The sequence below is a fragment of the Rhizobium sp. BK251 genome, from assembly GCF_004345245.1.
GTDB lineage: Bacteria > Pseudomonadota > Alphaproteobacteria > Rhizobiales > Rhizobiaceae > Rhizobium.
This window is the reverse complement of record NZ_SLUQ01000007.1, coordinates 216,730-239,788: the sequence shown is the minus strand read 5'-3', so window position 1 is coordinate 239,788 and position 23,059 is coordinate 216,730. Positions and strand designations below refer to the sequence as shown.

Genomic DNA, 23,059 nt, shown 5'->3' with positions numbered 1-23,059 from the left:
AAGCGGTCACCTTCGGATCCCGCCGGGAGCTCGCGTAGCGGCAGGCTCAGCCGTAGCGGCCGGTAATATAGTCCTCGGTGCGCTTGTTCTTCGGCGCCTGGAATATCTGCCCGGTCGCACCGTATTCGACGAGTTCTCCGAGATACATGAACGCCGTCATGTCGGAGATGCGGCTTGCCTGCTGCATGTTGTGGGTCACGATGACAATCGTGAAGTCCGCCTTCAACTGGGCGATCAGCTCCTCCACCTTGGCGGTCGAGATCGGGTCGAGCGCCGAGGTCGGCTCGTCGAGAAGCAGGACTTCCGGGCGAAGCGCCACTGCGCGCGCGATGCAGAGGCGCTGCTGCTGGCCGCCGGAAAGTCCGAGACCGCTGCCTTTCAGCTTGTCCTTCACTTCATCCCAGAGCGCCGCCTGGCGCAGCGCCAGCTCCACGCGCACGTCCATCTCCGGCTTGGAGAGGCGCTCGTGATGGCGGATGCCATAGGCGATGTTGTCGTAGATCGACATCGGGAACGGTACCGGCTTCTGGAAAACCATGCCGACGCGGGCGCGCAGATCGTTCATCGGATAGCGATCATCGAGAATGTCGTCGCCGTCGAGTATCACCCGGCCCGTCGCGCGCTGCTTCGGATAGAGCATGTAGATGCGGTTCAGGATGCGCAGCAGCGTGGACTTGCCGCAGCCCGAGGGTCCGATCAGGGCCGAAACCTTCTTCTCCGGAAAGGCTAGGCTCACATCCTTGAGCGCCCGCGCGTCGCCGTAGAAGAAGTCCACATTCTCCAGCACCAGCTTCTGGTCCGGGGATAGAGGAGACGGCGGGCGGCTGTCGATTGTACTGGCGAGTTCAGGCTTCATCTTGCATTCCTGCGGTTGATCAGTGCGCGCGAGCCGATGCTGAGAAGGAGGACGAAGATCGTCATGACGAAGGCTCCGGCCCATGCGAGCGCATGCCATTCGTCATAGGGGCTCATGGCGTATTGGAAGATGACGACGGGAATGTTGGCCATCGGCTCGGCAAGGTCCGTCGTCCAGTACTGGTTGTTGAGCGCGGTGAAGAGCAGCGGCGCGGTCTCGCCGGAAATGCGAGCGACGGCGAGCAGGACGCCCGTTAGGATGCCGGTCGCGGCAGACTTGTAGAGCACGTTGACCGTCACCTTCCATCGCGGGATCCCAAGCGAAAGTGCCGCCTCGCGCATGACGTCGGGCACGAGGCGCAGCATCTCGTCGGTCGTGCGCACCACGACCGGCAGGAAGATGAAGGCGAGCGCGATCCCCCCGGCATAGCCCGAGAAATGACCGGTCTGGCGCACCACCAGTTCATAGACGAAGAGGCCAATGATGATCGAGGGCGCCGAGAGCAGGATGTCGTTGACGAAGCGGATGACCTCGCCGATCAGCTTGCCGCGGCTGTATTCGGCGAGATAGGTCCCGGCGAAAATGCCGATCGGTGCGCCGAGGCCGACGGCGAGCACCACCATGAGGAGGCTGCCGACGAAGGCGTTGGCAAGCCCGCCGTCCTCGCCCGGCGGCGGCGTCATCTCCGTGAAGAGCTTGACACTCAGCGCCTCGAAGCCGTTGAGAAGCGTCGACCCGAGGATCCAGGCAAGGAAGACGAGGCCGAGGCCGGTCGCGAGCGTCGCCAGCGTGAGCGCGATGATGCTCTTGATCTGGCGATATCGATAAAGGGAGCTGGACCTTGCCATGCCTATTCCCCCCGCTGCCGCGCTATGCGCAGCAGCATGACCTTGGCTGCCGCGAGCACGATGAAGGTGACGACGAAGAGGATGAAGCCGAGCGCGATCAGCGATGAAAGATAGACGTCCGTGTCGGCCTCGGTGAACTCGTTGGCGATCGCCGCGGCAATCGAGTTGCCCGGCTCCATCAGCGAGATCGCGATGTTGTGGGTATTGCCTAGAACGAAGGTGACGGCCATCGTCTCACCCAACGCGCGTCCGAGGCCGAGGAAGATGCCGCCCACGACCGCCGTGCGCGTATGCGGAATGACGATGTCGCGCACCACCTCCCATCTCGTAGAGCCGAGCGCGTAGGCCGATTCCTTGAGCTGCGGCGGTACGACGAGGAAGACGTCACGCATGACGGACGAGATATAGGGGATGATCATGATCGCGAGCACGGTCCCGGAGGTCAGCATGCCGATGCCGAGCGGCGCGCCACTGAAGAGCGCACCGATGAACGGCAACGGCCCCAGCCAGTCGATCAGAAAGGGCTGGACGTAATCCGACATGACCGGTGCGAAGGAGAAGAGCCCCCACATGCCGTAGATGATGCTCGGTACGCCGGCGAGAAGCTCGATCGCGCCGCCGATCGGCCCGCGCAGCCAGCGCGGCGCAACCTCGGTCACGAAGACCGCAACCCCGAGGCTGATCGGCACGCCGATGAGCATCGCCAGTGCCGACGTGACCAGCGTGCCGTAGATCGGCACGAGAGCGGCAAACACGCCGGCGACCGGATCCCACTCCGTGCCGTAGACGAAGCCAAGCCCGAAGGTGCGAAAGGCGAGCATACCGCCCCAGGCCATCGAGAGGGCCGCAGCCAGCAACGCCGCGAGCACGAAGAGCCCGCAGACAAGGACGATCCAATGGAAGATGCGGTCTCCGAAGGCGGTCGTCGACCGCCTCCTGCCCGCCCCCCGCGCCTGCGGGGAGTTTGGCGCAAGGGCCTCGCTCATGGTGATGCGCTCACTTTCGGTCGCTGTCGATCCTGCCTCAAGGCGAAAGGGCGGGATTGTGCCATCCCGCCCTTTCAGCCGTTCAGCTCTTGAACTGCGCCGACCAGTAGGTCTCGATCTGCTTCACGAGCGTGGCGGGTAGCGGAACGTAGTCCAGCGCAGAAGCTTCCTTCTGGCCGTTCTCCAGCGCCCACTTGAAGAAGGCGAAGGCGGCCTTTGAGCGCTCGGCGTCCTTCGGTTCCTTGTACATGATCGCCCACGTGGTCGCGGTCACCGGCCAGGCTTTCTCGCCCGGTGCGTTGGTCATGATGAGGTAGAAGTCCTGGGCCTTTTCCCACTCGGCGCTAGCGGCAGCGGCAGAGAAGCTTTCCGCGTTCGGCTTCGGGAACTTGCCGGCGGCGTTCTCGATCAGGGCGTAGGGCAGCTTGTTCTGCAGCGCATAGGCATATTCGACATAGCCGATCGAATCCTTGACGCGCGTGACATAGGCAGCGACGCCTTCGTTGCCCTTGCCGCCGATGCCGACCGGCCAGTTGACGGCCGTGCCCTCGCCCACCTTGGACTTCCAGTCCGCGTTGGTCTTGGAGAGGTAGTTGGTCCAGTTGAAGCTGGTGCCGGAGCCATCAGAGCGGTGAACGACGGCGATCTGCGAGTCGGGCAGCTTGAGGCCCGGGTTCAGGTCTGCGATCGCCTTGTCGTTCCACTTGGTGATGTTGCCGAGGAAAATGTCGCCGAGAACCTTGCCCGAGAGCTTCAATTCGCCGGACTTGATGCCCTTGACGTTGATGACCGGAACGATGCCGCCGACCACCACAGGAAACTGGCCGAAGCCGCCCGCCGCCAGATCTTCCGGCTTGAGCGGCGCATCGGAGGCGCCGAAATCGACGGTCGCAGCCTTGATCTGCGCGATGCCGCCGCCCGAACCGATCGACTGGTAGTTCAGCTTGTCGCCGGTTGCCTTGTTGTAGTCGGCCGACCACTTCGAAAGTACCGGATAGACGAAGGTCGAGCCAGCGCCGGTGATGTCGGCGGCCGAAGCCGTAGCCGCCGTGACGGCTGCGATGCCGGCGGAGAGAAAGAGTGCGAGGATTCTCTTGTTCATTTGCGTCCCACTTCCGTGAAAGGATCAAAGGTGACGAGCCGGGGACGCGCGCTAAGGAGGGGGATTCCTTGGGGGATTGCCGCGTCGGATACCGGCCACGGGCAAGGGGCTACAGAGCGTTTGTTTCAGTTTGATGACAGTTCAGCGAGAGCAACAGGCGCAAGGCAAGGCTCGCCAAGCACTTGAAATGGCTCTTACTTTAGGGCGCGTGCGGTCCATTGACCTTACCTATCAGCAACTTGCGTCGCCTGGCGGTCCGGCGCCGCGCCCGTTTGCCGCAGGCCGCGGCAATCACGTCATCGTTACTCCCCGCGACCGGCCGCGATCGGGTTGGCCGGCTCCTAGATGCGGATCACGTAGTTCTTGAGAGTCGTTTCAACGACTTCCCAGGTTCCCTTGAACCCAGGTCTCAGGATCATGCGGTCGCCGGCACGCAGGTGCATCGGCTCGCCACCGTCCTCCGTAACGATCGAATGGCCGGAGAGGACGCTGAAATATTCCCATTCCTCGTAGGCAATGCGCCACTTGCCGGGCGTCGCCTCCCAGATGCCGGCATAGAGGCCGCCCTCGGCCTCCTCGATATTCCATGTCCGAAACGTGGGTTCGCCCGCAATGATCCGGTCCGAAGGCGGCGCGCCGGACTCGGGCTCGATGTTCTCGATATCGAAGGTGAGGAAGCTCGCCATCATCAGCGCGCCGAGGTCAGGAGCTTGAAGCCGAAGCCCATGAAGATCGCACCGGCAGCGGCATCGATGACCCTGCGGCCGCGCAAATAGGCTCCGGCAACGGCCGGATTGCGCAGAACGATCAGCACGAAGGTGTACCAGAGCGACGACACCAGCACCATCGTCGCGACCGCTGCCGCCCCCTGCAGCCAGCTATGCTGCGCCGGCAGCGTCGCGGCAAAGAGACTGGCGACGAAGAACGCCGACTTCGGATTGGCGAGGTTGGTCGCAAGCCCCGAAAGAAAAGCCTGCCTTGCGGTCAGGCCCGGCTGGGCAACGTCCGGCCCTGCCCCCGTTGCACCCTGCCATGTCCTCCAGAGCAGCTTCGCTCCGAGCCACAGGAGATAGGCTCCGCCGGCGATCTTCAGGAACAGATAGGCAAAGGGCGCGGCGGCAAACAGCGCGCTGATCCCGAGCCATCCCGCCACTCCCCAGCCGAGCGTGCCGAGGACGACCCCTGCGATCACCGCAAGGGCGGCGTTGCGCGATCCCTCGAGCGCGGTGCGCACCACGATGAAGAAATTCGGCCCCGGGGTGATGGCGGCCACCGCCCAGATGGTGGCGACGGAAACAAGAAACATGGAGTTTCATCCTTGCGTATGGAATTGCGCAATGCGGACGTCGACGATGCCGGCGATTGCCGCCAGCCGTCCGGGCATCGGCCATACCACAGCCCGAGCAATCATCATAGCGACCACGCTGCCGAGCGTTGCGCGTAAACGAGGGTTGGGATCAGCGGGCTTCACCAAGGAGCGAGACTACGCCGGTTGCTATATCGTAGCGACCGGCGACAACCTTGAGCTTGCCCTCCTGGATGGCCTGCGCGATAACGGTCGAGGTTCGGCTGAGCAACGTCGCCTGAATCTTCGCGTTCTCATCTATGGCAGTCTCAAGGTTATTACCTGCGGCATTCACCGCTGGCCAAAGCGGCGCATAGAGCGCGCCGATCTGACCGGGCACCGGTTTGGCTTCCATGGCCGCCTTGACTGCACCGCAATTGCTGTGGCCGAGAACCATAAGAACCTTCGCGCCTAGAACAGCAATGCCGTATTCGAGGCTGGCGGTGATCTCCGGCGTCGCGATATTTCCTGCGACGCGCACAACGAAGAGCTGGCCGATGCTCTGGTCAAAGACATATTCCACCGGCACACGTGAATCGGCGCAGGACAGCACGGCCGCGAAAGGCTCCTGCTTCTCTGCCGTCTTGGCCTTCAGAATCGAAAGGTCTTCATTGAGAGACTGGAGCTGCCCGGCAATGAAGCGCTTGTTTCCATCCATCATTGCCTCGAGCGCCTCGTCGGGCGTCAGCGTGCTTTGTGCGAATGCTGGCCCGCCGGATGAGGCGGCAACGCCAGCCAGCATTGTTGCGGTTCCCAATGTGGTGCAGAGAAAGCGGCGGCGCGAGAAAGCCGCCTCGCTCGCCGCGGCCGCCTGACTTGTCGAACAGCCAATACAGCCGCAATCTGCGGCAGGGTGTTGCGCGAAACCATTCATCTTCGCCTCCCAAGATTGACGATGTCGAAACCGGCAAGCCGGCCCTGCATGGCAACGCCGGAGCCTTCCTTGCGCAAGTAGTCAAAACAGGTGAGCGCGAGGCTACCCTCAGGTGAATTCTCGTCGGCTTCTGTCTCCAGGTTCGACTATCGCCCCATTGGGAACCTCGCCGAGGCCAAGAAGATGCGCCGACGATCGCCAGGCGTGATGGACAATCTGGTCGAGCAGGCGGGCGGTCTCGATCCGTGAGAAGGCATCTGCCGCTGTCAGATCTCCGCGTGCAGCAGACGCAAGTGTCGCAGCGCGATAGTCGCGCTGCAGGGCGTCGAGCTCCGATGCTGCGCCTTCCATTACCGTCAGCGCCTTGGCGATCTCTGCCGAGACGTTCCAGCCGATCGGCGGCGCCTGCAGGCTAAGGGCGGCTTCCGATGTGATCGAGTCATCAATTTCCTGCGCCGCGCGCATTGCCTTCACGCACAGTTCGGCGAGACGAGAGTCATGGCCCGCACCCGCTGGCGATCCCGGGAGAGTGCCATCCGACAGGAGCTCGACCAAGCGTGAGGCATGATCGAGGGCGTGCAAGGTGCTCGTCATGCGCAGCCGTTCGCCCTCCGTCTCCGGAGGCTCCTTCAGCTCCGACAAGAAGTCTCGCACCTGTTCGAGCGTGGCGCCCGCTGCCGCGCTCTGCGCCGAAGGGCTGGCGCCACCCAAAAGCGCGGTACAAACCGAAGCCGAGGTTGTTCTGAGGACATCAGCGACAACACGGCGGGCGGTCTCGATGGCGATCACCGGGTTGGCGAGCGCGCTCGGATCGAGCGCACGTTGAAGCGCTGTTTGCTTCGAGGGCAGAAGGCGCTCCACCAAGCGAGTGAACCATTGCGTGGCGGGGAGCAGCACCGCGACGCCCACGACGTTATAGGCCGTGTGGTAGGCGGCCAGGAGCGTCACTCCGCCAATCGACGAAGACAATGATTTCATCAGCGCCGCGGTAAACGGAAAGGCGGCGATGGCGATGAGCGCCGCGATCAGTTTGAAGAGCACGTAGGCAAGCGCGAGGCGTTTAGCCGTCGTGCTGGCGCCGATTGCAGCCAATGCGGAACTGGTTGCCGTCCCGATATTCTGGCCGATGATGAGTGCGGCACCCTGTTCGAGGTTCACGGCTCCTGCATAGAAAGCTGAAATCGTTACTGCGATGGAAGCCGTCGAGGATTGCATGACTGCGGTCATGGCAAGGCCGGCGACGATCAGGGTCAGGAGCCCCATTGTTCCCTCGCCCCAACCAACGCCCGGCGTGCCGAGCACCGCAGGCAGGTCGGACGGATGCAGTGACTCGGCAAGACCGCCCATACCCTGTTGAAGGGTCGTCAGACCGTAGAGTACGAGTGCGAAGCCCGCGAGCGCGCCGCCCGCTGCCGCGATCCGGCCGCTTCCGATGAGCTTGGCCAACGCCCCGATGAATATCAGCGGCAGCGCATAGGCCGAAAGCGAGACCCGCACGCCAATCAGCGCCACCAGCCAACCCGTTCCCGTCGTGCCGATATTGGCGCCGAACACAAGGCCGAGCCCCTGCGGAAATGTCAGAAGGCCAGCGCTTACGAGACCGATCGTCGTCATCGTCACGGCACTCGACGATTGAACGAGGAGCGTGACAAGCGCACCCCAGAAGGCGCCGGAGAGCGGCGTGGCGGCTGCCTTGCCAAGAATGACGCGAAGAGCGGAGCCGGCCATCGCCTTCAGGCCGCCAGTCATGACGGTCATGCCGAGAAGGAACAACCCAACCCCGCCAAGAACGGCAATCGCTGTCGGCATGAAAGTCTCCCCAGCCTGTGCGGTTCGGCTACAAACTGGTCATAGCCTAACTTATGCGCGTGCTGCTTGCATCACAAAGCTGGGCAACAGGATTTAGACTCTCGAAAGCGACTGCTCCAGGTCGGCGATGATGTCCTTGGCGTCCTCGATGCCGATCGAGAGGCGCACGACGTCGGGGCCGGCACCGGCGGAGATCTTCTGTTCGTCCGTCAGCTGCCGGTGTGTCGTCGAGGCCGGATGGATGACCAGCGAGCGCGTGTCGCCGATATTGGCGAGGTGCGAAAAGAGTTCCAGCCCTTCGACGAAATTCTTGCCGGCCTCGTAGCCGCCCCTCAGGCCGAAGGTAAAGACCGCACCCGCGCCTTTCGGCGAGTAGTGCTGCTGCAGGGCGTGATTGGCATCGTCCTCGAGCCCGGCATAATTGACCCAGGCAACCTTGGAATGGCTCTTCAGCCACTTGGCGACAGCCAACGCATTGTCGCAGTGGCGCTGCATGCGCAGCGGCAGCGTCTCTATGCCGGTAAGGATCAAGAAGGCGTTGAAGGGGGAGATCGACGGCCCGAGATCGCGCAGGCCGAGCACGCGCGCGGCGATCGCGAAGGCGACATTCCCGAACGCCTTGTGCAGCACCGTGCCGTTATATTCCGGCCGCGGCCTGGAAAGCATGGGATAGTTGCCGGATCTCGACCAGTCGAAGGTTCCGCCGTCGACGATGATGCCGCCCATGGAATTTCCATGGCCGCCCAGAAATTTCGTCATCGAATGCACGACGATATCTGCGCCGTGCTCCAGCGGGCGGATGAGGTAGGGGCTCGCCATGGTGTTGTCGACGATCAGCGGCACGCCATGCCTGTGCGCCACCTCGGCGATCGCCGCGATATCGACGAAGGTGCCGCCCGGATTGGCGAGGCTCTCGATGAAGATCGCCCGCGTCAATCCGTCGATCTGGGCCTCGAAGGCGGCGGGGTCGGCCGGGTCGGCCCAGCGCACCTGCCAGCCGAAATTCTCGAAGGCATGGCCAAACTGGTTGATCGAGCCGCCATAGAGCCGGCGGGCGGCGACGAAATTGTCGCCCGGGCGCATCAGCGTGTGGAAGGTGATGAGCTGCGCAGCATGCCCGGTTGCCACCGCCACCGCGGCCGTACCGCCCTCGAGGGCTGCGACGCGCTCCTCCAGTACCGCCTGCGTCGGGTTCATGATGCGCGTGTAGATGTTGCCCGGCTGCTCGAGCCCGAAGAGCGCCGCGGCATGGTCGGCATCTTTGAAGACATAGGCCGTGGTCTGGTAGATCGGCGTCGCGCGGGCACCGGTCGTAGGGTCCGGCTGCGCGCCCGCATGGACTGCCAGAGTATCGAAACCGGGTTCATTCTTCGCCATCGTGTCTCCTCCGATTGGTCATGCCGAACGACCGGATCATAACTTCCGGCATTTGAAAGTTAACCGCAATCCCTTGCTAAAGTTGCATATTTCCGAGAAAAATCCGCTGCCTCGGCGCTGCGCCTCAAAAGCATTACGCCGCGAGACGCGGAAGCTCTATCGCCGGGCAGCGGTTCATCACCACCTTGATGCCGGCGGCCTCGGCCCGTGCTGCGGCAGCATCGTCGCGCACGCCGAGCTGCGACCAGATCACCTTCGGCAGGATCTCCAGTGCCAGCACTTCGTCGACCACCTGCGGCAGATATTCCGAGGCCCGGAAGACGTCGACCATGTCGACCGGCCCGGGAATGTCGGCAAGCCGGGCATAGACCGTCTGGCCGTGGATCTGCTTGCCGGCCTGGCCGGGATTGACGGGGATCACCTCGTAGCCGCGCGAGAGCAGGTATCCCATCACACCGTTGCTCGGACGCGCCGGGTTCGGCGAGGCGCCGGTCAGTGCTATTCTCCTGACGGAGGTCAATATCCCCGCCAGATAGGCATCGTCATAGCTGTCGTGGTTCATTCGATCGTCCTTCGGATCTTCGTTTTCTAACGGTTTCAACCCTGGCTCGCAATCATCCGCCGGTCTTCGGCCTCGAGGCAAAGCCGATGACCGAAACTTCCTGCAACTGAATGGCCCTTTCAGACGTATATAGGCATGGAAACCGAAAAGGCGCACGCCATGAAGAGAATAGCCCTCGTCCTTGCGCTCGTCGCAGCCGCCTCGCCGGCGCTTGCAATCTCGCGCTACAACTCCCTGTCGATGACCTGCGAGCAGGCCCGCAACGCCGTCCGCCGAGAAGGCGCGGTCATCTTCCGCTATCCGTCGAAGCGGGCGAAGGGCATGACCCTCTATGACCGCTATGTGGTGGACGGCAACTTCTGCGATATAGAAAGATATGCCGAATGGGTGAATATTCCGACCCGCAACGACCCCACCTGCCCGGTCCTGAACTGCCAGCTGAAGAACAACCTTGATGGTATGCAGTTCATTCCAGACAACCATCTTTGAGTGCGCTGCGCGGAGGCGGGAGTTCGCAGCCCGGAATGGAATTGAACATATTTTCGGCAGGGGCCGCGAAATAACGGCGCGCCCCGAATCATGCGCGGCGGAGGCACATCGAGCAAAAAAGGAAACGAAACGGCTCCACTTTCGGCTTTGCCTATCGGGTCATTCGGTAGAATAGTGCAATGTGCCCATTTATTCGCTTTATGTTTACTTTCTGTTCACCCGTGAATTAGAAACATCTCATAGTTGAAGTCAAGGACCGCTGAACGTAAATCGTGCAGGTTAACTTTCTGCCTCGATTTTATTCAATATCTGAACGAAGTTTGCCCTTAATTTAACCCCCGCGAATCGAACCCAGAGGCCCTTCTTGTCGCTTGATGTCGTCCTGCTCGTCCTCCTCGGCGCCCTGCTTCATGCGACCTGGAACGCCATCATCAAGGCCGGCCGCGACAAGTCGCTGGACGCGACGCTGATCTCTGCGGGAGCCGCGGTCGCCGCCCTTCCCTTCCTGCCGATTCTGCCCTACCCGCAGCCGGCCGCTTGGCCCTTCATCGGCGCCTCGGCGGTTTTGCAGTTCATCTATTTCCAGTTGGTGGCCGGGGCCTATCGCGCCGGCGATATCGGCGTCGTCTATCCACTCATGCGAGGCGTGGCTCCACTGCTCGTCGTTGCGACCAGCAGTTTCATTCTCGGCGAGGCGCTGTCCGGTGCGGCACTCATCGGGACGCTGACGATTTGCGCCGGCATCATGACGCTGGCCTTCGAAGCGCGGCGAGGCGGCCGGCATGCGATCATCCTCGCGCTCTGCAATGCCGTCGTCATCGCCACCTATACCTACGTCGACGGCATCGGCGCCCGGAGCTCAGGAAATGCGGTCTCCTACACGCTTTGGATGTCCCTGTTGCCGCCCGTGCTCCTCTTCATCTGGGCGATCTGGCGGCGGGGTCTGCCCGCGGTCGCCCTTCATGTCCGCGGCAACTGGTGGCGCGGCCTCATCGGCGGCGCGGGCTCGATCGCCTCCTACGGCCTGGCCCTCTGGGCGATGACCAAGGCACCCGTCGCTTCGGTCGCCGCGCTTCGGGAGACATCCATCCTTTTCGCGCTGCTGATCTCGGTACTGGTGCTGAAGGAAAAAGCCAGCCCGTGGCGCTATCTCGCGGGCGCGATCATCGCCGGCGGCGTTCTGGTCATGCGGCTCGGATAGTGCGCTAGATAGCCAGCATCTCCGCGGCGAAGGCGATGATCATCCCTCCCGAGAGGACGTTGATCGCTCTCAGCCAAAACTTGTCCGTGACGAAGCGCCCGAGCGTTCGCCCGCCGCTCGCATAAACGACGAGCGACACAAACTCGACCACCAGCAGCAGGATGATGATCAGCAGGAATTGCGGAGCAACGGCACGCGTCGGCTCGATGAAGGGCGGCAGAAGCGATGCATAGAGGATCCAGGCCTTGGGGTTCGTCACCGCCGACAGGAACCCGGTCCGCGCCAGTTGCCAGCGCGACATGCCGCCCACCGCATCCGCTTCGCCATCGGCGGCGTGAGCGGGCCTTGTAAGCGCGATCCTGACCCCGAGATAGAAGAGATAGGCAGCGCACAGAACGGTGATCACCTTCGCGGTTTCCGGCACCGCGAACATGAGGGCAGAGACCCCGCTGAGCGCTAGCCCGGCGACGACGCCGATACCCGTGAGTTCACCGATCATCATCCAGAGGGTGCGCAGCACCCCGACCTGCATTCCGAGGTTAAGAGCGAGCATCATGCAAAGGCCGGGCATGAAGGAAACGGAAGCGAGAAGCGGCAGCGCCTGCATCGGCATGTGGCGAGTATCCGAACCGAGAACGGGCTTCCCTTTTCGCGGAGCACCGTTTCAAGGCCGTGTCAGCGGCGGGGAAAGAAAATTACAGATGTAACGGACCTTGCGGGCGGCATGACCGACCAAGGTGCGAGAGGAGGCGGCCTATTCTCCGGTCCACTCTGCGCGCCGCTTGCCAAGGAAGGCGCCGATACCCTCCTCGGCGTCCTTCGTCAGCATGTTTTCCACCATTACTCCGGCCGCATAGTCGTATGCGTCCTCGAGCGACATCTCGGCCTGCCTGTAGAAGGCCTGCTTGCCGATCTTCAGCGTCAGCGGCGATTTGCTCGCGATAACGGAAGCGTACTTCTGGACCACCTGCGTCAGATATTGCTTCGGCACGATGCGGTTCACGAGGCCGAAATCCTTGGCGGTGGACGCGTCGATCGTCTCGCCGGTCAGCAGCATCTCCATCGCCTGCTTGCGATGGGCGGCGCGCGATACGGCAACCGCAGGCGTCGAGCAGAAGAGCCCGATATTGACGCCCGGCGTGCAGAAGGTCGAGGTATCGGTGCAGATCGCAAGATCGCAGGAGGCAACGAGCTGGCAGCCGGCGGCCGTCGCCAGGCCGTCGATCTCGGCAATGACCGGCTTGGAGAGCCGGGTGATCTTCATCATGAGCTCGCCCGCCAGGCGGAAGGTAGTGTCGAAGAAGGCTCGGCCGCCATCCTCGTCGGCGCGGTGCGCGGTCAGCTCCTTCAGGTCGTGGCCGGCGGAAAAGACGGCACCGCTGGCGGCGATGATGATGACATGCACCTCGCTATCCGCCTCGGCCCTGTCGAGCCTGTCGCTCAGGGCCTGTTTCATGGCGATAGACAGCGTGTTGGCCGGCGGATTGTTGAGCGTCAGCCGCAGGACCTGGTCCTTCAGAGATGAAAGCACGATACCATGTTCATCCTTCGCCCCGTCCTTCCTGAAGGAAACAACCTCGGCCATCGTCTAACTCCCCCGCAGCAGCATTTGTGATAGTGCTTTTTGCCACAAAGCCGCTAGCAAGAGCAAACGCTTAGGGAGCCCGGATTTAAAGCCCACAAAACGCCACCGGCAACAATTGAGCTGGCACGTTTTGATATTCTCGAAAAGTCCGGGAAAACCTACTCGAACCCAAAGTGGTCTCGAAGAGCGTAGAAGAGTTGCCTTGCAGAATTTTCGTCAAACTGGAAAGTTTGCGAAACCTGCCCCGGCCTTTCTCTTCCTTCTCGACCATAGCTCGAAATTTGCAAGAGCCTACGGCCCTCGACTTCCTGCACGAAAATCGTCGCGTCGATCTCATCATGCAACTGCATGCGGTCCATATGACCGCGCTCAAAATTGACTACTCTAGCCATCGCCTATCTATTTCCATGCTCATGAAGTGTATTTTACGCAGCGCGTTAGATATCAACCAGTGCGCTATGAAATCAATCCACACACACCTTAAATAGGCAGTTCAACCTGGCAAGTTGGGGTCAGTATTAATTTCTGGCAAATCGGCAAATTTCGCCGACTTGTGAGTGAGTAGTATCCGCAGATCATCACCGCCCGCAGCAGCATTTGTGATAGTGCTTTTTGCCACAAAGCCGCTCACAAGAGCAAACGCCCGTCCATCGGAGTGCGCAAAAAAATGATGCCCGTCATGACGATCGATGAGGTTCACGCCTTCCTGGAAACCGATTTTCCGCAGATCCACACCGACGGGCGAGTCTTCTCGGTGACTGCGATCGAACCCGGGCGGATCGCCATGCAGCTCGATCCCTCGGACCGGCACCTGCGCCCGGGCGGCACGATCTCCGGCCCCACCCTCTTCACGCTTGCCGATGTCGCTGCCTATGTGGTCGTGCTCTCCCATATCGGGCCGGTGGCGCTTGCGGTCACCACCAGCCTCACCATCAATTTCCTGCGGCTGCCGCAGCCGAAGATGCTGACCTGCACCTGCCGGATCCTGAAACTCGGCAAGCGGCTTGCCGTCATCGAAGCCTCGATCTATCAGGACGATCCGGAGGAGATGGTCGCCCACGCGACGGCGACCTATTCGATCCCACCGCGCTGATTTTTTGTGGTATTATAATACCTCATATCTACGTATATGATTTTGCTTGGATATTTTTCAGACCGCCAACTTGGCCGATCTTGACCTTTAAAAGCTTCGCCCTTATAAGCCACCACGGATCGCAGCCTTTCCCGGCTGCTTTCTTTTTTGGCGCGGCTCCGGCCGGCTAAACCAAGCAACAAGAAACGCCCAAAAGCCTTCGGGCCAAGGGTCCAAAAGAGAGTAACAACAATGGCAACCTTCTCCCAGAAGCCTGCAGAGGTGGAGAAGAAGTGGGTTCTCATCGACGCCGAAGGTCTCGTCGTCGGCCGCCTCGCTTCTCTCATCGCCATGCGCCTGCGTGGCAAGCACAAGGCAACCTTCACGCCTCACGTTGACGACGGCGACAACGTCATCGTCATCAATGCCGACAAGGTCGTCTTCACCGGCAAGAAGTACGAAGACAAGGTCTATTACTGGCACACCGGTTATGCCGGCGGCATCAAGGAGCGCAGCGCGCGCCAGATCATCGAAGGCCGCTTCCCGGAGCGCGTCCTCGAGAAGGCCGTTGAGCGCATGGTTCCGCGTGGCCCGCTCGGCCGTCGCCAGATGAAGAACCTGCGTGTTTACGCCGGCTCCAACCATCCCCACGAAGCGCAGCAGCCGGCCGTCCTCGACGTCGCAAAGCTGAACAAGAAGAACGTAAGGAGCGCCTGATAAATGGCTGACCTCTCCTCCCTGAAGGAACTCGGCACCTCGACGGATGCTCCGGCCGCTCCGGTTCACGTCCGCAAGGTCGACGCCCAAGGCCGCTCCTACGCGACCGGCAAGCGCAAGAACGCCGTCGCCCGCGTCTGGGTCAAGCCGGGCTCCGGCAAGATCACCGTCAACGGCAAGGAATTCGCGACCTATTTCGCGCGTCCGGTTCTGCAGATGATCCTGCGCCAGCCGATCGTCGCAGTTGCCCGTGACGGCCAGTTCGACATCGACGCGACCGTTGCCGGCGGCGGCCTTTCCGGCCAGGCCGGTGCCGTTCGTCACGGCATCTCCAAGGCGCTCACCTACTTCGAGCCGGGCCTGCGCCCGGTCCTGAAGAAGGGCGGCTTCCTGACGCGCGACAGCCGCGTCGTCGAACGCAAGAAGTACGGCAAGGCCAAGGCCCGTCGTTCGTTCCAGTTCTCCAAGCGCTAATCGCTTACGGGAATACGGAAACCTTCAAGGCCGGGAGCAATCCCGGCCTTGTTTGTTGCCGGGTCGCGACAGGCCTACCAGCGCAGCGCCCGTCTTCCGATTAAGAAGCCCGCGACCGTCACGACGGCGATCGCCATTGCGTACCAGCTTGCCAGGAAAAGCGGACTGTCGTCGGGGCAGTGCCAGGCATAGATCGCGGCGGCGATGCCGCCCGCCGCCAGTCCGGCGACTGCGCCTGCAAGCCCCGGATTGCCGGGTGCGCCGTTGCGAAGCGCCAGCAGGAAACCCGCAAGCGGCGCCAGCGAAAGCACCGGAATGATCAGGAGGCAGTAGCCGGCATTGCGGCCGACCATGCTCGCGGCCCATTGCTGCTGGGGCACGACGATCAATTCTGCGCCGACACCGACGACCACCATGGCCGCAGGCAGGAGGAGTGCCATTGCCAGGGTTTTCAGCGGAACGCCGGGACGGCCGATCTGGAACACGAGGCGGCTGGCAGTGATCGCCAGGACAAGGGTCACGCAGATCTTGAAGAAGACGCGAGCGGTCTCGAAGACCGTCAGCATGTTGTGGCGGACGCCGATCGTCGAGATCATGAGCGCGGCAGAAACGCCGATGCCGATCAGCAGCGCCATCAGCATCATACGGCCGAGCCGCATGCGGACCGGGGCATCCTGCGCCATGAGATTGATCAGGTCATCCGTTTTCACTTCCGTCACTCCGATAAAGGGCCGCCAGCGATTTCAGCGCCCTGTGAAGGGCGACGCGCACCGCCCCTTCGCTCATCTTCAGCCGCTCGGCCGTCTCGCGCACACCGGCGCCCTGGATCGAGATCGAGCGTACGATATCGCGCTGCGGATCCTTGAGCCGCTCCAACATATGTTCGGCGTCCAGCCGATCCAAGGGGTCGACCTTCTCCTCGGCCTCCAGGGTTGCCACCACGTCCTCGATCGGAACGCTGACGTGGCGGCCGCGGCGCCTGAGGCTGTCGATCAGCTTGTTGCGCACGATGGTCGACAGCCACGGCCCGATCGGACGCGCCGGATCCCAGGTGCCGCGCTTCAAGTGAACGGCGAGCAGCACTTCCTGCACGACGTCCTCGGCTTCACTCGCCGGTGCTCCGAACTGGTCGCAGCGCCGGCGGGCCATGGCGCGCAGGTGCGGCGTGACCGCCGAAAGAAAGCGATGGTAGGCCTGCGTGTCGCCTTTCATGGCGCTGCGCATCCAGCCTGCCCATTCCTCTTCACGCGCCGAATGTTTCACCCGACATCATCCTCTACGCACGGGCACACATTTTTGTTACCGGCCCCGCGAAATTTATCGTCAGAGCGCGCAACGTCTTGCTTTGCAGGCTTTCTCACCCGCAGCGGCGACGACGGCAAGACCCATCCCGCAAAAAATAGATGAACTCGCTGTAACGAATCCAAATGTGCCTCCGTAGCCCCTGATGCAAGCCAATGACGGCTTCCCCGAAACGGAGACAGAACCATGAAGAACAGCATCGTCACCCTCGCCCTCGCCGGCTCTCTGGCATCTGCGCTTGCCGCTGTTGTCGCCGCACCAGCCTACGCCGCCGACGCGAAGGAAAAATGCTACGGCGTCGCACTCAAGGGCCAGAACGATTGTGCCGCCGGCAAGCATGACTGCGCCGGCAAGTCGATGACCGACTACGACAAGATGTCCTTCAAGCTCGTTCCCGCCGGCACCTGCACGTCCATGATGACGCCGGGCGGCGGTCATGGCTCGGCAACGCCCGCCTGAACCGCACTTCCTCGTTTCATCACCGGAGATCGAACATGACCATACGTTCCGCAACCGTCCTTGCTGCATCCGTCGCTACGGCGCTGACGCTGATCGGCAGCGTGCAGCCCTCGGCTGCCGCCGATGCGAAGGAGAAGTGCTACGGCATCGCGCTCAAGGGCCAGAACGATTGCGCCGCTGGTGCCGGCACCACCTGCGCCGGCACCGCAAAGATCGACTACCAGCAGAACTCCTGGAAGCTGGTTCCCGCCGGGACGTGCGAGGCTATGAAGACGCCGAACGGCCACGGCACTCTGATGCAGGGTCCGGCTCCCGCCTGAGCAGGCGACCGCCCCTGCATTCACGGACGGCGCATCCCCGGCGCCGTCCGTCCGACCTCAAGGAGATCCATCATGAAAGCGTCCGAACTGCCACGCCATGCCGGCGTCGGCTTCAAGCCCGAACATTTTGCCGAAATCATCAGCCAGCGGCAGCCGATCGGCTTCTTCGAAGTCCATGCCGAGAACTATATGGGCGCCGGCGGTCCGCCGCATGCCCAGCTCGGCAAGCTGCGCCAGGACTATGCGCTCTCCATCCACGGAGTCGGCCTTTCGATCGGCTCGATGCAACCGCTCGACAGAGAGCATCTCGCCCGGCTGAAGATCGTCTGCGACCGCTACGAGCCGGAAAGCTTCTCCGAGCATCTTGCATGGTCGACGCATGACAGCGTGTTCCTCAACGACCTCCTGCCGCTTCCCTATACCGAGGCCACGCTTGCCCGCGTCGCCGAACATGTCGACCAGGTGCAGGAGACGTTGAAGCGGCAGATGCTGCTCGAGAATCCCGCGACATACCTGCTCTTCGAGGAAAGCACGATCGAGGAGACCGAATTCCTCGCCGAAGTCTCCCGCCGCAGCGGCTGCGGCCTGCTGCTCGACGTCAACAACGTCTTCGTGGCCGCGACCAACCACCGCCTCGACCCAGCCGCCTATATCGCCCGCTTCCCGCTGGAAAAGGTCCGCGAAATCCATCTGAGCGGCCATTCCGAGACCGTCGACGATCTTGGCGCGCCGCTCCTGATCGACAGCCACGACACGCCGGTCAAAGATCCCGTCTGGGCGCTCTACGAAGACGTCATCGCGCGCACCGGTCCGGTCGCGAGCCTCGTCGAGTGGGACAACGACGTGCCAGAATGGACGGTCCTGCGCAGCGAGGCGGAGGCCGCCCAGTCCATCCTCGATGCCGCCGCTCGGCGGCGCGCCGCGTGAGGCTCGCCATGTCGGCCGATATACAGACACGCTTCGCCGCGGCGCTCGCGGATGCGGGGCTTCCCGTTCCGCCCGGCCTTGCGGCCTGGAACGGGCGCGAGCCGGAACGCCGCTTCGGCGTCTACCGCAACAATGTATCGACCGGCCTGACGGGCGCGATTGCATCGCGCTTCCCGGCCGCCGAACAGATCGTCGGGAAGGACTTCTTCGCGGCGATGGCACGGGCGTTCGTCCAGCTGCATCCGCCGCGCTCGCCGCTCCTTCTCTCCTATGGAGACAACTTCGCGGACTTCGTAGCAGGCTTCGAGCCGGCCCGGGCGCTCGCATACCTCCCCGACGTCATCCGGCTCGAGGCGGCACGGGGCCGCGCCTACCACGCGGCGGACGTCGAACCGCTCGATCCTGCAGAACTTGCGAAGGTCGGTCCGGGGGCGCTGGCCGGCCTTCGCCTGGTGCCGCACCCGTCACTGTCGATCCTGCATTCGACCCATCCCGTTGTCACCATCTGGGCAATGAATGCCGGAGAACTCGACGTTGCGCCGATCGATCCGTGGACGGGCGAAGATGCGCTGGTGGTTCGTCCCCACATGCTCGTCGAGGTCCACCGTCTTCCACCGGGCGGCGCTGCCTTCCTGCAGGCGCTTGCCAAGGGTGCGACGCTTGCCGCGGCCGCCGAAGGTGCTGTGCTCGCCGCTCCCGAATTCGACCTTTCGACCAATCTTGCCGGCCTCATCCAGTCCGGCGCCTTCACCACCATCCGCAAGGAAGGAGACACCGATGAATAGCGACATGAGCATGACCGTTCCCCCGCCGCGCACGACAGTCGAGCGTCTTCATGGCGCGCTCCGGCTCCTCGACCGCATCCCGCACGATTTCATCGCCCTGGTCTCCCGGTTTTCGATTGCCGCCGTCTTCTGGCAGTCCGGCCAGACGAAGGTGGACGGCTGGCACGTCACCGACAACGCCGTCTATCTCTTCGAGAACGAATACAAGGTGCCTTTCGTCGATCCCTGGCTCGCTGCCCACCTCGCGGCCTTCGCCGAGCATTTCTTCCCGGTCCTGCTCGTCATCGGCCTCGCAAGTCGCCTGTCGGCACTCGCCCTCCTGGGCATGACGCTGGTCATCGAGATTTTCGTCTATCCCGACGCCTGGCCGACGCACGGCACCTGGGCCGTCTGCTTCCTGGTCATCGCCGCCGGCGGCCCCGGTCGCCTCTCCCTCGACTATCTTATCGCACGTCGTTTCGGGCTCCTCGGCTGAGCGCCAGGCCCTTCGGGCCGAGAGCAATCCCGGCCTTTTGTTGCTTTGTGGGTCGCCGACGGAAGGCACCGACGCTCGACTATCTGATCGGCGCTCATTTCGAACGTCCCCGCCGACAGACGCGATCGTTTACGTGTTCCAAGATAAACGCCTGCAAATCAACGAATTTTCGGAGATCGCGGCGCAGTAGCTAGTTCATGACATGCGAAGGATCACCGAACGAGAGCTTCGTTGTCGGCGCCTCACTTTCGCGAATGCGTTCCATGATTTGCCCTGCGACGAGTTCCGCGCCGCCCGGCGTGAAATGCACCTCGTCGAAAACATATGCCCTGCCATCCCTTGCAAGATCACAGCGCCCGCTTTCGACTTGCCCGCAGAATGCCTCGGCCGGATGGATCCTGACGACGTCCTGCTCCCCGGGACCGTCGAGGTAGGCGTAGGCCTCCGATGCCTGCCTGCGAAACTCATCCGTCGAGATGGAAATCGTCGGCTTTGCAACGCCCTTGTGCATGAGCTTTGCCGCCTTGGCCACCACCGGACTGTCGCCGATCGGGTGCGGATAGACGATGATGACGCGGATACCCGCGGAGGTGAGCTCGTGAACGGTCTTGTCGAGGGCGGCCCGAAGTCTCGGACCGGCATCCGACCGCTCGGCTTCAGTTCCGTCGAAATCATATCCCTGCTGGCTGAAGAATGCCTGCCAGGAGGCCGCAAGCACGACTGTCTTCACGTCGCTGCGAACCAGCAGGTCGACTGCTTCCGCGTTGAAGGTGCCGCAATCGCTTGCACGGCGGTTGTGTATCGCAACGCCCATCAGCGGCGCACAGAAGCTGTGTGTGATCTGTTCCAGCGCAATGCCAGCGTCACCCAGTTGGTGGGCGAGCGCCGGTGTCAACGACGATGCGACGGAATCGCCGAGGATCGCGTATTTCTCTGTAAAGCCGCCATTGAAGATGCAGTCCTTGATCGGAAGCCTGTCCCAATTCGCGCGGTCAGCGACAAGGCAGTGCTTGCTCCATTCATTGCGGGCGACAAAATCGCTGATTGGGGACGGCAGCCGCCACGGAATGCCCCGCGTGTCGTGTCCATAGACGCCCAAGCTGATGAATAGCAAAAGTACAGCAGACGCTGAAACCACAACCCCGCGGAAGGACAGCCAGGCTCCTTTCCCACGGAACGGCTGCTCTACGAACCGCCAGGAAAAATATGCCAGAACGAGCGACAGGCAAGCGAGGAGGGCAATGGTGCTCGGCGGTGGAGCATCGAGGCTGCGGATCCTTGCAAATGCAAAGAGAGGCTGATGCCAAAGGTAGGCACTGTAGCTGATTTTGCCGATCCCTGATGGAATCCGCCCCGAAAGCAACCGGGCTACGCCGGTCCCCTGCCGCGCGAAGAGAAGAACCAGCATAGTACCGATAATGGGAACGAGGCCGAGGAGCGACGGAATGGGCGAAGCCTCGTCGAAGTGAAGGACCGAAAAGACGATGAGGGCAAGGCCCAACAGCGCAAGCAGGTCGTTACCGCGCCGCAATCGCCTCTCTTGCAGGATGCTGCAGATGGAGCCGGCAAGGAACTCCCATGCTCGCGAGGGCAGAAGATAGAAGTTGGCGGACGGATAGGCGCGTGACGCCCATTCACTGTAGAGGAGGCTTGTGCAGGCGATCGCGATGAGACAGAGCGGCAGACGGCGCGGCGCGAGCTTCGCCAAGAGGATGAGCAGCAACGGAAAAAGCATGTAGTACTGCTCTTCCACCGCAAGGCTCCAAGTATGAAGAAGGGGTATCTCCCCCGCCTCCGGAGCAAAATACCCGCTCTTAAACCAGAACAGGAAGTTTGCCCCCGAAAGACTGACGGCGACCAAACTGTCCGAAAAGGCGCGAAACTCTGCCGGCATGATCCAGAGCCAGGCGAACGGCAGACAGCACGCAACGACGAAAATGAGCGCCGGGAGGATGCGGCGCGCCCGCCTCTCGTAGAACTCCACAAGGGAGAAGCTGCCAGTGCGGATATCCTCGAGGAGGATCGTCGTGATGAGGAAACCGCTGATCACGAAGAAGACATCGACCCCAACGAACCCGCCGCCAAAGAAGGCAAAGCCGCCATGAAACAAAATTACGGAAACAACCGCCAAGGCCCTAAGGCCATCAATCTCTTTGCGATACGGCATAATATTCTATTAAGTTATTGATTTATAATATACTAATTTGATTTGGCGACAGTAATCGGTGGTTGATATGCAATCATTCCGCGAAACGCAATCGGCTTGTTGCACATCGCCGTGCGTGGCGTGCCTGCCGACCCAGTTGGCTGCTTGAAACACATCGAGCGTGAGATTCCCTGGCGCGCCGGGCGCAAGGCAACCGCCATGCAGGTCGGCTCAGCGCGGCACACTTGGCCTGTGCTTCGTTCGGGGCTTTGACTTTTGCGCCCTTCCTGTATTCGAATAGCACCGAAACTTTTGTCCCCCGGCTACGGTTTCACTGCAGAGGAAGGAACCTTTTTTGGCGAACAAGTCGATCGATCACGCCTTTACGGCGCAGAGTCTTACTTCGGCTGCCTCCGACCCGACCTTCGCGGGCGTGCTGTCCTTCATGCGTCGCCGCTTCACCAAGGACCTGGCAGGGGTCGATGCGGCTGTCTGGGGCGTCCCATTCGATGCGGCGACCTCGAACCGCCCGGGCACGCGCTTCGGACCGCAGGCGATCCGCCGCGCTTCGGCGATCTTCGACAATGATCCGCAATATCCCTTCAACCGCGATCTCTTCGCCGAAATGGCTGTTATCGACTATGGCGACTGCCTCCTCGACTACGGCAATCACCAGGAGACACCGGCAGCGATCGAGCGCCAGGCGAATGTCATTCTCGACAGCGGGGCGTTCCTGCTGACGCTCGGCGGCGACCACTACGTCACGTGGCCGCTGCTGAAGGCACATGCGGCGAGGCACGGGCCGCTCGCGCTGGTGCAGTTCGACGCGCATCAGGACACTTGGCTGGATGATGAGGGTCGGCTCGACCACGGATCCTTCGTGGCGCGCGCCGCACGTTCCGGCATCATCGATCCAGATCGGTCGATCCAGATCGGCATCCGTACCCATGCGCCGGAAGATTGCGGTATCCACATTCTCTACGGTCACCAGGTGGAGGAGATGCGCGCGGGCGATATCGCCTCGCTCATCGTTTCGCACACGAAGGGAGCGCCCGCCTACCTTACCTTCGACATCGATTGCCTCGATCCGGCCTATGCACCGGGCACCGGCACGCCCGTCGCCGGCGGCCCGTCGAGTGCGAAGATCCTCTCCGTGCTGCAGCACCTGCAACAGCTCGACATCAGAGGCGCGGACGTCGTCGAGGTCTCGCCGCCCTACGACCATGCCGACATCACCGCCATTGCCGGGGCGACGGTCGCGATGTATATGCTGGGCCTCCACGCCGAAAGGCGCGCAGCAGCGAAGTGATCAGCTGTTATCAAACTGATTCAACTTCATGGCAGAATG

At 62.3% G+C, this 23,059-nt stretch carries 27 protein-coding genes; 11 read left to right on the top strand and 16 right to left on the bottom strand.

Features of this window, described 5'->3' with window-relative positions:
- Nucleotides 1-46: 46 nt before the first annotated feature.
- The 10 genes from pstB to EV286_RS19115 form a co-directional block, all read right to left on the bottom strand.
- Nucleotides 47-856, bottom strand: a complete 810-nt coding sequence (gene pstB / locus EV286_RS19160; RefSeq protein WP_132958757.1) for a phosphate ABC transporter ATP-binding protein PstB — start codon at nucleotides 854-856, stop codon at nucleotides 47-49.
- Entirely contained in the window at nucleotides 853-1,704 is an 852-nt protein-coding gene (gene pstA / locus EV286_RS19155; RefSeq protein ID WP_132958756.1) for a phosphate ABC transporter permease PstA, read from the bottom strand. Before pstA ends, pstB begins: the two co-directional genes overlap by 4 nt.
- Nucleotides 1,705-1,706: 2 nt before the next feature.
- The gene (gene pstC / locus EV286_RS19150; protein WP_132958755.1) at nucleotides 1,707-2,690 is read right to left on the bottom strand and encodes a phosphate ABC transporter permease subunit PstC; all 984 of its coding nucleotides are present in this window, start codon (nucleotides 2,688-2,690) and stop codon (nucleotides 1,707-1,709) included.
- 82 nt (nucleotides 2,691-2,772) lie between these two features.
- On the bottom strand, nucleotides 2,773-3,792 hold the full coding sequence (gene pstS, locus EV286_RS19145; protein ID WP_132958754.1) for a phosphate ABC transporter substrate-binding protein PstS: 1,020 nt from the start codon (nucleotides 3,790-3,792) through the stop codon (nucleotides 2,773-2,775).
- 341 nt (nucleotides 3,793-4,133) lie between these two features.
- Nucleotides 4,134-4,478, bottom strand: coding sequence for a cupin domain-containing protein (locus EV286_RS19140; protein WP_132959043.1), 345 nt, complete (start codon nucleotides 4,476-4,478; stop codon nucleotides 4,134-4,136).
- 2 nt (nucleotides 4,479-4,480) lie between these two features.
- Nucleotides 4,481-5,098 carry a LysE family transporter gene (locus tag EV286_RS19135; RefSeq protein WP_132958753.1) on the bottom strand — a complete coding sequence of 206 codons (618 nt, stop codon included), beginning with the start codon at nucleotides 5,096-5,098 and terminating at the stop codon, nucleotides 4,481-4,483.
- 151 nt (nucleotides 5,099-5,249) lie between these two features.
- Nucleotides 5,250-5,879 (bottom strand): carbonic anhydrase, encoded by a 630-nt coding sequence (locus tag EV286_RS19130; RefSeq protein WP_245500759.1) that lies wholly within the window; start codon nucleotides 5,877-5,879, stop codon nucleotides 5,250-5,252.
- 240 nt (nucleotides 5,880-6,119) lie between these two features.
- The gene (locus EV286_RS19125) at nucleotides 6,120-7,820 is read right to left on the bottom strand and encodes a Na/Pi symporter (protein WP_132958751.1); all 1,701 of its coding nucleotides are present in this window, start codon (nucleotides 7,818-7,820) and stop codon (nucleotides 6,120-6,122) included.
- A gap of 93 nt (nucleotides 7,821-7,913) precedes the next feature.
- Nucleotides 7,914-9,197: an O-acetylhomoserine aminocarboxypropyltransferase gene (locus tag EV286_RS19120; RefSeq protein WP_132958750.1), complete on the bottom strand. Its 1,284-nt coding sequence runs from the start codon at nucleotides 9,195-9,197 to the stop codon at nucleotides 7,914-7,916.
- A gap of 133 nt (nucleotides 9,198-9,330) precedes the next feature.
- Nucleotides 9,331-9,759, bottom strand: a complete 429-nt coding sequence (locus tag EV286_RS19115) for a CoA-binding protein (protein WP_132958749.1) — start codon at nucleotides 9,757-9,759, stop codon at nucleotides 9,331-9,333.
- A 159-nt stretch (nucleotides 9,760-9,918) separates the two neighbouring features.
- On the opposite strand from EV286_RS19115, the gene EV286_RS19110 reads away from it, so the two are divergent.
- Together EV286_RS19110 and EV286_RS19105 are read left to right on the top strand one after the other, a co-directional pair.
- On the top strand, nucleotides 9,919-10,248 hold the full coding sequence (locus EV286_RS19110) for a hypothetical protein (protein WP_132958748.1): 330 nt from the start codon (nucleotides 9,919-9,921) through the stop codon (nucleotides 10,246-10,248).
- Nucleotides 10,249-10,612: 364 nt separating this feature from the next.
- Nucleotides 10,613-11,449 (top strand): EamA family transporter, encoded by an 837-nt coding sequence (locus EV286_RS19105; RefSeq protein WP_132958747.1) that lies wholly within the window; start codon nucleotides 10,613-10,615, stop codon nucleotides 11,447-11,449.
- A gap of 4 nt (nucleotides 11,450-11,453) precedes the next feature.
- On the opposite strand, the gene EV286_RS19100 is transcribed toward EV286_RS19105, so the two are convergent.
- The 3 genes from EV286_RS19100 to EV286_RS32015 all read right to left on the bottom strand — a co-directional run bounded on the left by EV286_RS19100 (nucleotide 11,454) and on the right by EV286_RS32015 (nucleotide 13,734).
- Nucleotides 11,454-12,062 carry a LysE family translocator gene (locus EV286_RS19100; RefSeq protein WP_132958746.1) on the bottom strand — a complete coding sequence of 203 codons (609 nt, stop codon included), beginning with the start codon at nucleotides 12,060-12,062 and terminating at the stop codon, nucleotides 11,454-11,456.
- 141 nt (nucleotides 12,063-12,203) lie between these two features.
- Nucleotides 12,204-13,034 (bottom strand): enoyl-CoA hydratase, encoded by an 831-nt coding sequence (locus EV286_RS19095; protein ID WP_132958745.1) that lies wholly within the window; start codon nucleotides 13,032-13,034, stop codon nucleotides 12,204-12,206.
- A gap of 493 nt (nucleotides 13,035-13,527) precedes the next feature.
- Entirely contained in the window at nucleotides 13,528-13,734 is a 207-nt protein-coding gene (locus EV286_RS32015) for a hypothetical protein (RefSeq protein WP_165932880.1), read from the bottom strand.
- Here EV286_RS32015 and EV286_RS19085 point away from each other — a divergent pair.
- The 3 genes from EV286_RS19085 (at nucleotide 13,702) to rpsI (ending at nucleotide 15,297) form a co-directional block, all read left to right on the top strand.
- Nucleotides 13,702-14,127, top strand: a complete 426-nt coding sequence (locus EV286_RS19085) for a PaaI family thioesterase (protein WP_132958744.1) — start codon at nucleotides 13,702-13,704, stop codon at nucleotides 14,125-14,127. The two genes, EV286_RS32015 and EV286_RS19085, sit on opposite strands and share 33 nt — an antisense overlap.
- A gap of 231 nt (nucleotides 14,128-14,358) precedes the next feature.
- The gene (gene rplM, locus EV286_RS19080; RefSeq protein WP_132958743.1) at nucleotides 14,359-14,823 is read left to right on the top strand and encodes a 50S ribosomal protein L13; all 465 of its coding nucleotides are present in this window, start codon (nucleotides 14,359-14,361) and stop codon (nucleotides 14,821-14,823) included.
- A 3-nt stretch (nucleotides 14,824-14,826) separates the two neighbouring features.
- Nucleotides 14,827-15,297 (top strand): 30S ribosomal protein S9, encoded by a 471-nt coding sequence (rpsI, locus tag EV286_RS19075; protein WP_132958742.1) that lies wholly within the window; start codon nucleotides 14,827-14,829, stop codon nucleotides 15,295-15,297.
- 74 nt (nucleotides 15,298-15,371) lie between these two features.
- On the opposite strand, the gene EV286_RS19070 is transcribed toward rpsI, so the two are convergent.
- Together EV286_RS19070 and EV286_RS19065 are read right to left on the bottom strand one after the other, a co-directional pair.
- Nucleotides 15,372-16,007, bottom strand: a complete 636-nt coding sequence (locus EV286_RS19070) for a DUF1109 domain-containing protein (protein WP_132958741.1) — start codon at nucleotides 16,005-16,007, stop codon at nucleotides 15,372-15,374.
- A complete protein-coding gene (locus EV286_RS19065; RefSeq protein ID WP_132958740.1) occupies nucleotides 15,994-16,560 on the bottom strand; it encodes a sigma-70 family RNA polymerase sigma factor in 567 nt (188 codons plus the stop codon). Before EV286_RS19065 ends, EV286_RS19070 begins: the two co-directional genes overlap by 14 nt.
- Before the next feature lie 225 nt (nucleotides 16,561-16,785).
- Here EV286_RS19065 and EV286_RS19060 point away from each other — a divergent pair, with 225 nt between their 5' ends.
- From EV286_RS19060 to EV286_RS19040, 5 genes are all read left to right on the top strand, one after another.
- Nucleotides 16,786-17,058, top strand: coding sequence for a DUF2282 domain-containing protein (locus EV286_RS19060; protein ID WP_132958739.1), 273 nt, complete (start codon nucleotides 16,786-16,788; stop codon nucleotides 17,056-17,058).
- Nucleotides 17,059-17,093: 35 nt separating this feature from the next.
- Nucleotides 17,094-17,378, top strand: a complete 285-nt coding sequence (locus EV286_RS19055; protein WP_132958738.1) for a DUF2282 domain-containing protein — start codon at nucleotides 17,094-17,096, stop codon at nucleotides 17,376-17,378.
- Between the two features lie 72 nt (nucleotides 17,379-17,450).
- Entirely contained in the window at nucleotides 17,451-18,305 is an 855-nt protein-coding gene (locus EV286_RS19050; RefSeq protein ID WP_132958737.1) for a DUF692 domain-containing protein, read from the top strand.
- Nucleotides 18,306-18,313: 8 nt separating this feature from the next.
- On the top strand, nucleotides 18,314-19,090 hold the full coding sequence (locus tag EV286_RS19045) for a DNA-binding domain-containing protein (RefSeq protein WP_132958736.1): 777 nt from the start codon (nucleotides 18,314-18,316) through the stop codon (nucleotides 19,088-19,090).
- A complete protein-coding gene (locus EV286_RS19040; protein ID WP_132958735.1) occupies nucleotides 19,083-19,565 on the top strand; it encodes a DoxX family protein in 483 nt (160 codons plus the stop codon). The genes EV286_RS19045 and EV286_RS19040 overlap by 8 nt, the downstream gene beginning before the upstream one ends.
- A gap of 190 nt (nucleotides 19,566-19,755) precedes the next feature.
- On the opposite strand, the gene EV286_RS19035 is transcribed toward EV286_RS19040, so the two are convergent.
- Nucleotides 19,756-21,732 carry an acyltransferase family protein gene (locus tag EV286_RS19035; protein WP_132958734.1) on the bottom strand — a complete coding sequence of 659 codons (1,977 nt, stop codon included), beginning with the start codon at nucleotides 21,730-21,732 and terminating at the stop codon, nucleotides 19,756-19,758.
- A gap of 334 nt (nucleotides 21,733-22,066) precedes the next feature.
- Between EV286_RS19035 and speB the strand changes: the two genes are divergently transcribed.
- The gene (speB, locus tag EV286_RS19030; RefSeq protein WP_132958733.1) at nucleotides 22,067-23,020 is read left to right on the top strand and encodes an agmatinase; all 954 of its coding nucleotides are present in this window, start codon (nucleotides 22,067-22,069) and stop codon (nucleotides 23,018-23,020) included.
- Nucleotides 23,021-23,059 lie beyond the last annotated feature (39 nt).